General features: G+C 66.6%; 9 protein-coding genes and 1 pseudogene. 8 read left to right on the forward strand and 2 right to left on the reverse strand.

The genetic code is table 11. The annotated features are described in order from the left end of the window. Positions 1–124: 124 nt before the first annotated feature. Positions 125–1,442, forward strand: a pseudogene (locus IG194_RS22330) (phospholipase); the annotation flags it as partial. 57 nt (positions 1,443–1,499) lie between these two features. Here IG194_RS22330 and IG194_RS22335 read toward each other — a convergent pair. Further along, positions 1,500–1,763, reverse strand: coding sequence for a DUF2790 domain-containing protein (locus tag IG194_RS22335; RefSeq protein ID WP_009618416.1), 264 nt, complete (start codon positions 1,761–1,763; stop codon positions 1,500–1,502). 630 nt (positions 1,764–2,393) lie between these two features. Continuing rightward, on the reverse strand, positions 2,394–4,562 hold the full coding sequence (locus tag IG194_RS22340) for an FUSC family protein (protein ID WP_058488790.1): 2,169 nt from the start codon (positions 4,560–4,562) through the stop codon (positions 2,394–2,396). 322 nt (positions 4,563–4,884) lie between these two features. On the opposite strand from IG194_RS22340, the gene IG194_RS22345 reads away from it, so the two are divergent. From IG194_RS22345 to IG194_RS22375, 7 genes are all read left to right on the forward strand, one after another. Further along, a complete protein-coding gene (locus IG194_RS22345; RefSeq protein WP_058488791.1) occupies positions 4,885–5,832 on the forward strand; it encodes a LysR family transcriptional regulator in 948 nt (315 codons plus the stop codon). A 221-nt stretch (positions 5,833–6,053) separates the two neighbouring features. Then, on the forward strand, positions 6,054–7,052 hold the full coding sequence (locus IG194_RS22350) for a TRAP transporter substrate-binding protein (protein WP_009620733.1): 999 nt from the start codon (positions 6,054–6,056) through the stop codon (positions 7,050–7,052). A gap of 46 nt (positions 7,053–7,098) precedes the next feature. Beyond that, complete coding sequence (locus IG194_RS22355) at positions 7,099–7,737, forward strand: TRAP transporter small permease (RefSeq protein WP_058488792.1); 639 nt, start codon at positions 7,099–7,101, stop codon at positions 7,735–7,737. Then, positions 7,734–9,014: a C4-dicarboxylate TRAP transporter large permease protein DctM gene (gene dctM, locus IG194_RS22360; RefSeq protein WP_009620736.1), complete on the forward strand. Its 1,281-nt coding sequence runs from the start codon at positions 7,734–7,736 to the stop codon at positions 9,012–9,014. Before IG194_RS22355 ends, dctM begins: the two co-directional genes overlap by 4 nt. A 149-nt stretch (positions 9,015–9,163) precedes the next feature. Then, positions 9,164–11,119, forward strand: coding sequence for an acetate--CoA ligase (gene acs, locus IG194_RS22365; protein WP_058488793.1), 1,956 nt, complete (start codon positions 9,164–9,166; stop codon positions 11,117–11,119). A gap of 1,005 nt (positions 11,120–12,124) precedes the next feature. Next, entirely contained in the window at positions 12,125–12,904 is a 780-nt protein-coding gene (locus tag IG194_RS22370; RefSeq protein ID WP_009620740.1) for an ABC transporter substrate-binding protein, read from the forward strand. A 425-nt stretch (positions 12,905–13,329) separates the two neighbouring features. Further along, on the forward strand, positions 13,330–14,019 hold the full coding sequence (locus IG194_RS22375; RefSeq protein ID WP_009620741.1) for an ABC transporter permease: 690 nt from the start codon (positions 13,330–13,332) through the stop codon (positions 14,017–14,019). Positions 14,020–14,032: the final 13 nt, after the last annotated feature.

The raw sequence follows: 14,032 nt of genomic DNA on the forward strand, positions 1-14,032 counted from the left end.
CGCGCTCGCCATTGATGATGGTCAGCCTGGCCTTATCGGTGAATCGCCCTGGCCCTCTGCGACAGTGCCCCGCGGCGCCGGGATTGCTAGGCTGCGGGCATCGTCCGAGAAGAGTGGAGGCCCCATGAGCCACCGGTTGCGCATTTGCCTGCTGCTGTCCCTGCTGATCCTGCCGCGTTGCCTCTGGGCCTGGTCCAACCATGCCCTGGGCAGCTACCAGGCCCTGGCGCAATTGCCGGCCGTGGCCACTGCGCCGGCGGTGCCCATGGAGCCGCTGGAAGCCTTCCTCGCCGCCGAACGCGAGGGCCTGGTGCCGCTGCTCGACGAGCAGGAGCGCTTCGCCCGCGAGCACTTCCGCCAGTACCCGGCGCGCCCCGACGCACTGCGCTTCACCGGCGCGGAGCAGGACCTGCGCCTGGCCTTTCTCACGGCCCTGCGGCTGAACCCGGAGATCAAGCTGGCCAACGCCATCCAGCCCGAGCAGGGGCACGACCAGCCCGCGCGGCCGCACCTGAAGGCGTCCGACGTGCTGGTGTTCCACGACCTCGCCGGCTGGGCGCGCTGGCGCTTCATCGCCCTGCAGCCGGGCGAGCCGGTGCCGGCCCTGGCGGTGCTGGCCAGCGCTAGCGACGAGCCGGACTTCGGCCATGACATCCACCTGTTCAGCGACAACCCTGGAACGGCTGGCCAGCGCTATGGCTTCGGCCCGCAGCCGTTCGGCGACCCGGGCTACGAGTTCAGCTCCCAGGCGCCGTTCCACATGGGCTTCTACCACGAGTCGCCGATCATCTTCGCCGGCGCGCCCTACCTGCAGCGCAGCTGGCCGGAATGGCGCGCCTACCAGTTCCACGGCCTGGCGCGTTATGCCTTCGAACATGGCCATCCATACTGGGGCTACCGTTTCCTCGGCTGGTCGATGCATTACATCCAGGACCTGACGCAGCCCTACCACAGCACGCCATTACCCGGCGAAACCACCGCCAGCATGCTGTGGACCGCGCTCAAGGCCATGGCCGGTTTCGACGCCGACAAGAAGGCCGCCATCAGCCGCGTGGCCAGCCGCCACCTGGGTGTGGAGCGCTACCAGCTGGACTGGCTGCTGGAATCGCTGCGCAAGCCGCAGGGTTCGGCGTTGCTCGCCGCCTATGCCGATGCTTCCGGCGACGGGGGCTATCCGGCGTATTCGGCCGATTACCCGCGGGAGGTGGTGGCGGCCGAATCCCATGCCCATGCGGCGGCCTTCGATGCGGCGATCGGTCATTGGCTGGCGACGGTCCCGGCGGATGCCGGCGTCGGTTTCAGCGCCGGCAACGAACTGGCGCCGCTGCAGCACGATGCGCAGCTGGACGAACAGCTATTGGCGTTGATCCGGGCGTTCGGGGCGCACAGCCGCAACCTGGCGAGGTCGGTGCTGCAGCGTTAGGGAAGGGGGAGGGGAGAAAACCTGCAACGCGCCGCGAAGGGGGCGTGGACCCTTCGCGGTTGCGTTCCGGATGGGCCTAGCCGCCAGTGCAGCCGTTGCCCCAGACCTGGTACTCGATGGTGTGACGCTCGCCCTTCGAGTCTTCGTAGGTCATCTGCGCGGGCACGACCCCGCACTGGTTGGAGACGTCGGTGGTGGAAACCACGTGGGCGACGTCCAGGTTCATTCCGTAGGTGTATTGCTCCACTGCCGGACTCTGAGGTTGGGCAGCCTCGTCCGCTTGCGCAGCGAGGGCGAGCGAGGAGAAGCCGGCCAGGGCCAGAACGACTAGGGCTTTCATGAATTTTCCTGCCTTTTTCCCGAGCGGGAGCCGCATCCGGGCGCACGCGGCCAGGACGAAGTTCATCGGCTTCATCGGGAAGATGTCTTTAGGGATGTTGCAATCGGGTTCTTGGGTGTTGCGGCGCGCTTCAACAGCAAGCAAATGGTAGGTCCGCGGCGGGCATATTCATATGCCTGGAAGCCAGAAATACCTCGTACTAATAGGCAACAATCCAGCAACGGCGCGGGTTTTCGGGGGGCGCGCGGGCATAATGACGCTGCGCGGTCGTGTCGCAGCCGTCGCGCAATGGGTATCAGGATGCACCAATTGTAGGAGCGGGCCCTGCCCGCGATTTCGTGCGCAGGGCGCGCTCCTACATGGAATCGCGCCGGTGGGTCCGGCTATCGCGGACAAGGTCCGTTCCGACCGTGCTTCCTGGAACCGTAGGAGCAACTGTCTTGCGGGCCGCACCGAGACGCTCTTCGTAGGATGGGTTGAGCTTGCGAAACCCATGCGGTTGCGGTGATGGGTATCGCTTCGCTCAACACCATCCTACGAAAAGCCATGCTCGCTCATGCGGTAGGAGACTCTGTCCGCGATTCGCGCGCAGGGCGGGCTCCTACAGGTGGGGCACGGCGCGCGGCTTCCTCAACCCCGCGAGCTCTCCCGCAGCGGCGAGCTGGGGTCGAGCAGCGAGGTGCGGATGAAGTGCAGGTAGCTGCACATGCGCCGCAGCGGCGAGGTGTCGAAGTGCGGCGGGCGCGGTTCCTGGGTGCTGCGGGTGCTGTGGATGGCGTGCTCTACCGCCGCCAGGGCGCGCAGGCGGTTGTGCTCGCTGGGCTGGATGAACAGGCGGATCAGTGCCCGGCCCATGGCGCGGATGGCGCGGCGCCAGGGCATGTGCTCGGCGTACCAGGGCTCGTCGGGCAGCACCGCCTGTTCGCGGCGCAGCTCGATGATCGCCAGGCCCACTTCCTGCACCTGGAACATCCAGCGCAGCAGCCGGCGTTGCACGTCGGGGCGGCCGCTGGCCAGGCCGTAGGCCTGGTTGAGCAGGTCGCGGGTGCCGCTTTCGAAACCGGCCGACAGGCCCTTCAGCGGGTCGCTGATGGTGTGCACCACGCGCATGCGCAGTTCGGCCTCCAGGCGCTCCCACAGCCAGGGGCGGTTGGGCGGCAGTATCACCATCGCCGCCACCACCGCCATGCCCATGGACAGCAGCATGGCCAGGTATTCGTTGATGAAGGTGTAGGCGTCGTAGCGCGCCAGGTTGGCCGGCAGCGAGGCGATGCAGAACCACACCAGCAGGCCCACGCCGTAGCCGCTCCATTGCGGGCGGGTGATGAGGAAGGCGCCGAGGGCGAACACCGGCGCCAGCACCATGCACAGCAGCGGGAAGCCATCCAGGTGCGGCAGCACGCGGAAGGTGAGGATGAAGCCCAGCGTGGCGCCCAGCAGGGTGCCGAAGGTCAGCTGCAGCGACAGGCGCTTGGGGTTGGGCGAGGCCGAGGACAGCGCGGCGATCAGCACCGAGGTGAGGGTGAAGGTGGCGCCGCTGAGCCACGAAGTCTCGATCCAGAACACCCCGCCGACCAGCACCAGCAGCGCGCAGCGCAGCCCGGCGACGGCCGCGGCCACAGCGTTGGCCTTGGGCGTGAAGCGTTCCTTCCACTGCTCGCGGATGTGCTTGTGGGCGGCCAGGGAGGCGTGGGTCTGGGCGTAGTCGTGGAGGTCGCCGGCGAAGCGGAACAGCAGCTCGGCGGCGGTCTCGAAGTCCAACTGGTCGGCCTCCCGCGGGCAGGCGTGGGCGAGTCTGGCGCGGGCCTCGCGGATCTGCGGCATCAGCTGCTGGCGGCAGTGTTCCAGCTGGGCGGCGAGAAAGGCCGCGTCGGCGTCGCGCAGCGGCCGGCCATGCCAGCCGGCGAGCAGCCCGCCGACCTCCACCAGGCACGGCATCAGCACTTCCAGCACGGCGCCGGCCTGGCGTTCGCGCAGGCGGTCGAGCAGGCGCTGCAGGGCGTGGAAGCGCGTGGTCAGCTGCATGAACTCGCTGTTCAGGCGCGCCAGGCGGCCGCTGCGCAGGCGCATGTGCGGGTCTTCGAAGGCGGTGACGTTGCGCAGGTTCTCCAGGCCCACGGCCTCGGCGGCGATGCGCGCGGCGGCCTGCTCGAAGCGGGCGTGGTCGAGGGTGCCTTCCAGGCCGGCGGCGGCCAGCCCGGCGAAGTCGCCGAAGCGGCTGTCCAGGGCGTTGCGCAGCGCGGCGCTGCTGGTCTGCGGCAGCACCAGGGCGCTGACCAGGCCGGTGCAGAAGATGCCCAGGGTGATCTCCAGCACCCGCCACAGCGCCGCCATGAAGGCGCCCTCCGGGTGCAGGGTGGCGGGGATGCCGATCATCACCGCGGTGTAGCCGGCCAGCAGGCAGGCGTAGGCGCGGAAGTCGCGGTAGCGCGCGGCGCCGGCGGTGCACAGGCCGACCCAGAGCGACACGCAGAGCAGGAACAGCACGCGCTCCTGGGCGAACAGGGCGATGAAGGTGACCATCACCGTGAGCCCGGCCAGGGTGCCGAGGATGCGGTAGAAGCTCTTGGCCAGGACCTGCCCGCTCTGCGGCTGCAGCACGATGAAGGCGCTGACCAGCACGGTGTTCGGCTGCGGCAGCTCCAGGCGGTAGGCCAGCCACAGGGCGAGGAAGGCGGTGAGCAGGGTCTTGCCGATGAACACCCAGGTCACCCCGTCGCTATGGGCCCAGGCGGACGCCGCCTGGCGCAGCGCGTCGGCGCCGGGCAGGCGCGCGCTGATGCGGGTGAGGCTGTTCATCGGGGCAGCGGCGAGTCGGGAACTGTGCAACCGCAGGGCTGCGGGAAGGGCGACGGAGCAGGGGCGAAACGAGCCTGGCGCGTATGGCGGAACACAGCTGTGAATCCTGGGAACTGCGGAGGGGCCGCGGTGGGGAGGCGATTCTAGAAAACCGCCGGAGGCAGGATAAGCTGACAGTTGGGCGAATTATTGTTGCCTGAAAAACAACAATTCGCCGTGGGCAGTTATGCGACAATTCGCCGCCTGTCGCGAATCTGTAACAAGACTTTGCTGTAGCCGGCATCGCCCGGCACGGCGCGCGGACAGGCTCTCAGGAGAAATGATGGACCTGCTGCACAACATGCGTGCCTTCGTCTGTGTCGCCGAGACCGGCAGCTTCACCGCCGCCGCCCAGCGCATGGACCTCACCACGGCCTACGTCTCGCGTACCGTGGCCAAGCTCGAAGCCCACCTGCGTACCCGCCTGCTGCACCGCACCACCCGCCGCATCGCCCTCACCGAGGCCGGCCAGCGCTACCTGCTGCGCTGCCAGCAGATCCTCGGCTACATCGAGGAAGCCGAGGCCGAGGCCAGCGACGCCCACTCGCGCCCGGCCGGCAAGCTCAAGGTGCATGCCATGACCGGCATCGGCCAGCACTACCTGATCAAGGCGATCTCCCAGTACAGCGAGATGTACTCGGAAGTCAGCTTCGACCTGACCCTGGCCAACCGCACCACCGACATCCTCGACGAGGGCTACGACATCTCGGTGGTGATCGCCCCCGAGCTGCCCGACTCCGGCTTCGTCTCCAAGCGCCTGGGGCAGACCCACAGCGTGCTCTGCGCGGCGCCCGCCTACGTGACGCGGCATGGCTCGCCCAAGGTGCCGGCGGAACTGGCCGGGCACCGCTGCCTGCGCCTGGTGAACAGCGTGATGTCGCTGGACAAGTGGCTGTTCCACGGCCCGGACGGCGAGGAGCTGGCGCACATCGACCACACCCACTTCCAGGTCAACACCGCCGACGCCCTGACCGAGGCGGTGGTGGCCGGCATGGGCATAGGCGCGCTGCCGGTGTACTCGGCGGTGGAGGGCCTGCGCAACGGCAGCCTGGTGCGGGTGATGCCCGGCTACAGCCTGTTCCACCTGAACATCTACGCGCTCTACCCGTCGCGGCAGTTCCTCGATGCGAAGATCCGCACCTGGGTCGAATTCCTCCGCGACTGCATCCCCGGCATGCTCGCCGAGGACGAGCAACTGATGCTCGAGCACAGCGCGCGCCTGCCCAACTGAGGCGCCAGGCCGCCTGAACCGCGCCGCCCGCCCGGGCGGCGCCTTGCTTCCCGGATTCGTCCCACAGCCCGTCGCGCGTGGCCTTGTGGGCTGCGTTCCAGCAAACCGAATGCGGCTTTGGGAAAACGCGAATTCTCCGAACGCCAGCATTGCGTCAGTCTCATCGCGGGCCTACCACCCGGCCCACCTCGCCACTACAAGAACAACCTGAGGGTGACGCGATGTTCGGATCGATCCGGCGGGTTCTGCTCGCCGTTCTGGCGCTGTCCTGCGCCGTCGCGGCGCAGGCCGCCGACGCGCCCATAGTGATCAAGTTCTCCCACGTGGTCGCGGAGAACACCCCCAAAGGGCAGGGCGCGCTGCTGTTCAAGCGCCTGGCCGAGGAACGCCTGCCCGGCCGGGTGCGCGTGGAGGTCTACCCCAACTCCTCGCTGTTCGGCGACGGCAAGGAGATGGAGGCCCTGCTGCTGGGCGACGTGCAGATGCTGGCGCCGTCGCTGGCCAAGTTCGAGCAGTACACCAGGAAGGTGCAGATCTTCGACCTGCCGTTCCTGTTCGACGACATCCAGGCCGTCGACCGTTTCCAGCGCAGCCCCCAGGGCCGCAGCCTGCTGACCAGCATGCAGAGCAAGGGCATCCTCGGCCTGGCCTACTGGCACAACGGGATGAAGCAGCTTTCCGCCAACCGCCCGCTGCTGGAGCCGGCCGATGCCCGCGGCCTGAAATTCCGCGTGCAGGCCTCGGACGTGCTCAACGAACAGTTCCGCGCGCTGCGCGCGATCTCCCGCAAGATGTCCTTCGCCGAGGTCTACCAGGGCTTGCAGACCGGGGTGGTCAACGGCACCGAGAACACCTGGTCGAACTACGAGAGCCAGAAGGTCAACGAGGTGCAGAAGTATTTCACCGAGTCCGACCATGGCCTGGTGGACTACATGGTGATTACCAACGCGGCGTTCTGGAACGGCTTGCCGGCGGATGTGCGGCAAACGCTGCAGGCGGTGATGGACGAGGTCACCGTGCAGGTCAACCAGCAGGCCGAACGCCTCAACCAGCAGGCGCGCGAACGCATCCTGGCCACCGGCGCCAGCGAGATTCGCAAGCTCACCCCGCAGCAGCGCGCCGACTGGCGCGAGGCCATGCAGCCGGTGTGGCGCAAGTTCGAAGGCAACGTCGGCGCCGACTTCCTCCAGGCCGCCCAGGCCGCCAACCGCCCCCAATGACCCCCAGCAGCGCCCCGCCTGGCGGGGCGCTTCGGAGTGCGCAGCCATGAAATCCCTCGTGCGCGTCTGCAACCACCTGGAGGAGGGCGTGATCGCCCTGCTCCTGGCGGCCATGACGTTGGTGACCTTCGTCTACGTGGTGCTGACCAACGTCTTCACCGTCTTCTACGACCTCGGCGACAACCTGCCGGCCCTGCAGCGGCCGGCCTACGCCATCGGCGACGCGCTGCTGGGCGTTGCCCAGGACATGTCCTGGAGCAATGCCCTGACCAAGGCGCTGTTCGGCTGGTTGATCTTCTTCGGCATCGCCTACGGCGTGCGCACTGCCGGCCATCTCGGCGTCGATGCCCTGGTGCGCCTGGCGCCGCGCCGGGTGCAGCGGGCCATCGGCGTAGTCGCCTGCCTCTGCTGCCTGGCCTACGCCGGGCTGTTCATGGTCGCCAGCTTCGCCTGGGTGAAGACCCTGTTCGTCGCCGGCATCGGCGCGGAGGACCTCGATCACTTCGGCATCCTCCAGGCCTACATCGCCGTGATAGTGCCGATCGGCTTCGCCCTGGTGCTGGTGCGCTACCTGGAAATCCTGGTGCGTCTGCTGCGCGGCAGGCAACTCGGCCTGGGCCTGGCCGACGAGGCCGCCGAGGCCACCCGCCTGGCCGGCGAGGAAGCGAAGGAGACGCGCCCATGACCGTCCTGGTGCTGTTCCTGCTGCTGTTCCTGCTCATGTTCATCGGCGTGCCCATCGCCATCTCCCTGGGCCTGTCCGGGGCCCTGACCATCCTGATGTTCAGCCAGGACTCGGTACGCTCGCTGGCGATCAAGCTGTTCGAGACCTCCGAGGCCTACACGCTGCTGGCGATCCCGTTCTTCCTGCTCTCCGGGGCCTTCATGACCACCGGCGGGGTGGCCCAGCGGCTGATCGACTTCGCCAACGCCTGCGTCGGGCATATCCGCGGCGGCCTGGCGATCGCCGCGGTGCTGGCCTGCATGCTGTTCGCCGCGCTGTCCGGCTCCTCGCCGGCGACGGTGGCGGCGGTGGGTTCCATCGCCGTGGCCGGCATGGTGCGCTCGGGCTATCCGCGCGAGTTCGGCGCCGGGATCATCTGCAACGCCGGTACCCTGGGCATCCTCATCCCGCCATCGATCGTCATGGTGGTCTACTCGGCCGCTACCGAGACCTCGGTGGGCAAGCTGTTCGTCGCCGGGGTGGTGCCGGGGCTGCTGCTCGGGGTGATCCTGATGGTGGTGATCTACATAGTCGCGCGGATCAAGAAGCTGCCGGCGCAACCGCGGGTGAGCCTGCGCGAGTGGCTGGCCACCGCGCGCCGCGCCGGCTGGGGCCTGGCGTTGCTGGTGATCATTCTCGGCGGCATCTACTCCGGGCTGTTCACCCCGACCGAGGCGGCGGCGGTGGCGGCGGTCTATTCGGCCTTCGTCGCGCTCTTCGTGTACAAGGACATGCGCCTGCGCGACTGCCCCAAGGTGCTGGTGGAGTCGGGGCGGCTGAGCATTATGCTGATGTTCATCATCGCCAACGCCATGCTCTTCGCCCACGTGCTGACCACCGAGCAGATCCCCCAGCAGATCACCGAATGGGTGGTGCAGGAGGGCCTGACGCCGATCGGCTTCCTGCTGATGGTCAACGTGGTGCTGCTGGTCGCCGGCAGCTTCATGGAGCCTTCGGCGATCACGCTGATCCTCGCGCCGATCTTCTTCCCCATCGCCATGAAGCTGGGTATCGATCCGATCCATCTGGGCATCGTCATGGTGGTGAACATGGAAATCGGCCTGGTGCACCCGCCGGTGGGGCTCAACCTGTTCGTCACCTCGGCGGTCACCGGCATGCCGCTGGGGGCGACCATCCGCGCGGCGCTACCGTGGCTGATGATCCTGCTGCTGTTCCTGATCCTGGTCACCTACGTGCCCTTCATCTCCCTCGCGCTGCCGCAGGCGCTGGGCATGTGACGCATTGCCGCAGGCCCCGTCAGCCGGGCTGATGGGGCCTATCACTACGACTAAGGATTGGTAAGACCATGGTCGTATGGTCCCTGCGCACCCCGGCCGTTACAACTTGGTCCCAACAAGAACAACACTCCGAACCGAGGTAATGCGTCATGAGTGCGGCATCCGTGTATCCCGTGCGTCCCGAAGTGGCCGCCAATACCCTGACCGACGAAGCCAGCTACAAGAAGCTGTACCAGCAGTCGGTGGTCAACCCCGACGGCTTCTGGCGCGAGCAGGCCCAGCGGGTGGAGTGGATCAAGCCCTTCACCAAGGTCAAGCAGACCTCCTTCGACGACCACCACGTCGACATCAAGTGGTTCGCCGACGGCACGCTCAACGTTTCCTACAACTGCCTGGACCGTCACCTCGCCGAGCGCGGCGACCAGTTGGCGATCATCTGGGAAGGCGACGACCCGTCCGAGCACCAGGAAATCACCTACCGCCAGCTGCACGAGCAGGTCTGCAAGTTCGCCAACGCCCTGCGCGGCCAGGACGTGCACCGCGGCGACGTGGTGACCATCTACATGCCGATGATCCCGGAAGCCGTGGTGGCCATGCTCGCCTGCACCCGCATCGGCGCCATCCACTCCGTGGTGTTCGGCGGCTTCTCCCCCGAAGCCCTGGCCGGGCGCATCATCGACTGCCGCTCGAAGATCGTGATCACCGCCGACGAAGGCGTGCGCGGCGGCAAGAAGACCCCGCTCAAGGCCAACGTCGACGATGCCCTGACCAACCCGGAAACCAACAGCGTGCAGAAGATCATCGTCTGCAAGCGCACCGGTTCGGACATCAAGTGGAACGCGCACCGCGACGTCTGGTACGAAGACCTGATGAAGGTCGCCGGCACCACCTGCGCGCCCAAGGAAATGGGCGCCGAGGACCCGCTGTTCATCCTCTACACCTCCGGCTCCACTGGCAAGCCCAAGGGCGTGCTGCACACCACCGGCGGCTACCTGGTGTACGCCTCGCTGACCCATGAGCGGGTGTTCGACTACCGCCCCGGCGAGGTCTTCTGGTGCACCGCCGACATCGGCTGGGTCACCGGCCACAGCTACGTGGTCTACGGCCCGCTGGCCAATGGCGCCACCACCGTGCTGTTCGAAGGCGTGCCGAACTACCCGGACATCACCCGCGTCGCCAGGATCGTCGACAAGCACAAGGTCAACATCCTCTACACCGCGCCCACCGCCATCCGCGCCATGATGGCCGAGGGCAAGGCCGCGGTCGAAGGCGCCGACGGTTCCAGCCTGCGCCTGCTGGGCTCGGTGGGCGAACCGATCAACCCGGAAGCCTGGCAGTGGTACTACGAGACCGTCGGCCAGTCGCGCTGCCCGATCGTCGATACCTGGTGGCAGACCGAGACCGGCGCCTGCCTGATGACCCCGCTGCCGGGCGCCCACGCGCTGAAGCCGGGCTCCGCCGCCAAGCCGTTCTTCGGCGTGGTGCCGGCGCTGGTGGACAACCTGGGCAACATCATCGAGGGCGCGGCCGAGGGCAACCTGGTGATCCTCGACTCCTGGCCGGGCCAGGCGCGCACCCTGTACGGCGACCACGACCGCTTCGTCGACACCTACTTCAAGACCTTCAAGGGCATGTACTTCACCGGTGACGGCGCCCGCCGCGACGAGGATGGCTACTACTGGATCACCGGCCGCGTCGACGACGTACTCAACGTCTCCGGGCACCGTATGGGCACCGCCGAGATCGAGAGCGCCATGGTCGCCCACCCGAAAGTGGCCGAGGCCGCGGTGGTTGGCGTGCCGCACGACATCAAGGGGCAGGGCATCTACGTCTACGTCACCCTGAACGCCGGCGAGGAAGCCAACGAGCAGCTGCGCCAGGAACTCAAGGCCTGGGTGCGCAAGGAGATCGGCCCGATCGCCACCCCGGACGTCATCCAGTGGGCCCCGGGCCTGCCGAAGACCCGCTCGGGCAAGATCATGCGCCGCATCCTGCGCAAGATCGCCACCGCCGAGTACGACGCCCTGGGCGACATCTCCACCCTGGCCGACCCGGGCGTGGTGCAGCACCTGGTGGACACCCACCGGGCGATGAAAGCCGCCTGATCCGCCTCCGCAACGAAAAACGCCCCGGCTTGCCGGGGCGTTTTTCTTTCTTCCACTGTAGGACAGACCGAGCCAGAATGCTCTTCGTAGGAGCCATGCTCGCCTGTAACGTAGGAGCAACTGTCTTGCCGGCTGCGCCGAGGTGCTCTTCGTAGGATGGGTTGAGCTTGCGAAACCCATGCGGTGGCGGTGATGGGTATCGCTTCGCTCAACCCATCCTACGGGGCTTCCCTGGAACTGTAGGAGGACCTTGTCCGCGATAGCCGACCGTCCCGGCGCGATTCGCGGATGAGATCCTACAGGTTGATTGCCAAGGCGGTTTCCTGAGGGCTGATAGACCACTCCTACCGCCGTTTCGTCCGTTTTCGATCGTTCACCATGACGCATGCCATGCAGGATTCATGATTCTGGATGGGAGATCAGCATGACGAGAAAGCGCGACATCTTTGCCGAGCTACTGGAAGGGTTTGAAGAGCTGGCGACGATGCGTCCTGGCAATGGCGAACCACTCTCCGAGAAGAAGTCCGCCAGGTCAGATTCAGAACGACAGGGTAGGGACCGGCCTTTGCGCAAGCGGTAACACCTCCCGCCCTGCTGCGACAAAATGAGGCGCCTGGAAACATTTCGCCCGCTTTCTGTGCGCCTTTTCTGAACTCCAGAAAACTACCCCAGGCTGGAGGCCGCGTATTCATTGAGGTGTCCATTAATTGGCTCGATACCTGCAGTGAAAATTGGTTTTACTCTTCCCGCCTTGATCACCTAAAATCCGCCCCGTCAAGACGTCGGAGCCCGCTCTCCGGTGCTTCTATAATTAGTTGTCGCATTGAAGAAATAACCGCCCAGGGGCTGTCGCTAGAATGCCGCTCACCCTGGATGGCGTGGTTTTCCACGAGAAACCCGCCACGGCAATGCGCGCAGACGACAATAACCTTCACTTCTGCACGGGCAGCCTGGGCCAACCCCTTTCTCCTGCCAATCGAAGTCCTACCCTCGAAGGAGTTACTGATGAAGAAGTTCGCACTTCTCGGCGCGCTGGCGCTCTCCGCTATCACCGCTATGGCCCACGCCGACGACAAGCCCGTGCGTATCGGCATCGAAGCGGCCTACCCGCCGTTCTCCTTCAAGACTCCCGATGGCCAACTGGCCGGCTTCGACGTCGACATCGGCAACGCCCTGTGCGAAGAGATGAAGGTCAAGTGCACCTGGGTCGAGCAGGAATTCGACGGCCTGATCCCGGCGCTGAAAGTGCGCAAGATCGACGCCATCCTCTCGTCGATGACCATCACCGACGAGCGCAAGAAGTCCGTGGACTTCACCAACAAGTACTACAACACCCCGGCCCGCTACGTGATGAAGGAAGGCTCGGCGCTGAACGACCCGCTGACCGACCTCAAGGGCAAGAAGGTCGGCGTGCTGCGTGGCAGCACCGCGGATCGCTACGCTTCCGGCGAACTGACCCCGGCCGGCGTGGAAGTGGTGCGCTACAACTCCCAGCAGGAAGCCAACATGGACCTGGTGGCCGGCCGCGTGAACGCGGTGGTCGCCGACTCGGTCAACCTCGACGACGGCTTCCTCAAGACCGACGCCGGCAAGGGCTTCGCCTTCGTCGGCCCGCAACTGACCGACGAGAAGTACTTCGGCGAAGGCGTGGGCATCGCCGTGCGCAAGGGCGATAGCGCCCTGGCCGGCAAGTTCAACGCGGCCATCGCCGCGCTGCGCGCCAACGGCAAGTACAAGCAGGTCCAGGACAAGTACTTCAAGTTCGACGTCTACGGCTCGAACTGATCCCTGACCGGAAAGTGGCGCAAACCCGGGCCGAGGCCCGGGGATCGTTGCCGTTTCGGCGCGAGTCGCGTTGCTGCGACAAATGACGCCAGGCTAGGCGCGGGATGCAGGCAATGGTGTTCCCTTGCCAAATCCCGCAACGACGCATGGCGTCATTTGCCGCGCAACCCGAAGGGACGGGCTATTTTTTGTGCGGGGGCCTCGCTCGCTGTTCATCTGGGATGACCGAGCCGTGACGCGTGCACCTTGCCCCGCGCAAAAAATTGTTCCGTCGCGGCCGTGACGAAACGGTAACGGTCCCTGCTGTTTGTGCCACTTTTTTATTGGGCGGCGGACGCTGGGCGACCGCGGCCGGTTTTCCCGGGCTCCGTGGCCCGTCGTTCTGCGTTCGCCGCTGCGGCGAGCGGTTGCATGAGGTGCTGACCATGTTCAACGGTTACGCGGCCACCATCGTCGATGGTGCCTGGCTGACCCTCCAGCTCGCCCTGTTGTCGATGGCCCTGGCGGCGGTGCTCGGCCTGGTCGGCGCGGCCTTCCGCCTGTCGCCGGTCAGGTGGCTGGCCTGGTGCGGCGACGCCTACTCCACGGTGATCCGCGGCGTACCCGACCTGGTGCTGATCCTGCTGATCTTCTACGGCGGCCAGGACCTGGTGAACCGCGTCGCGCCGCTGCTGGGTCACGACGACTACATCGACCTCAACCCCTTCGTCGTCGGCGTCGGCACCCTCGGCTTCATCTTCGGCGCCTACCTCTCGGAAACCTTCCGCGGCGCCTTCATGGCCATCCCCAAGGGCCAGGCCGAGGCCGGCTTCGCCTACGGCATGAGCCACCTGCAGGTGTTCTTCCGCGTGCAGGTGCCGCAGATGATCCGCCTGGCCATCCCCGGCTTCACCAACAACTGGCTGGTGCTGGTCAAGGCCACTGCGCTGATCTCGGTGGTCAGCCTGCAGGACATGATGTTCAAGGCCAAGCAGGCCGCGGACGCCACCCGCGAGCCGTTCACCTGGTACCTGTTCGTCGCCGCCCTCTACCTGGTGGTGACCAGCGTCTCGCTGCTGTTGCTGCGCCTGCTCGAGCGCCGCTACTCGGTGGGCGTCAAGGTCGCGGATTTGTAAGGGGAGCCACGCG

This window comes from Pseudomonas sp. ADPe, assembly GCF_014843515.1.
Classification (GTDB): domain Bacteria; phylum Pseudomonadota; class Gammaproteobacteria; order Pseudomonadales; family Pseudomonadaceae; genus Pseudomonas; species Pseudomonas citronellolis.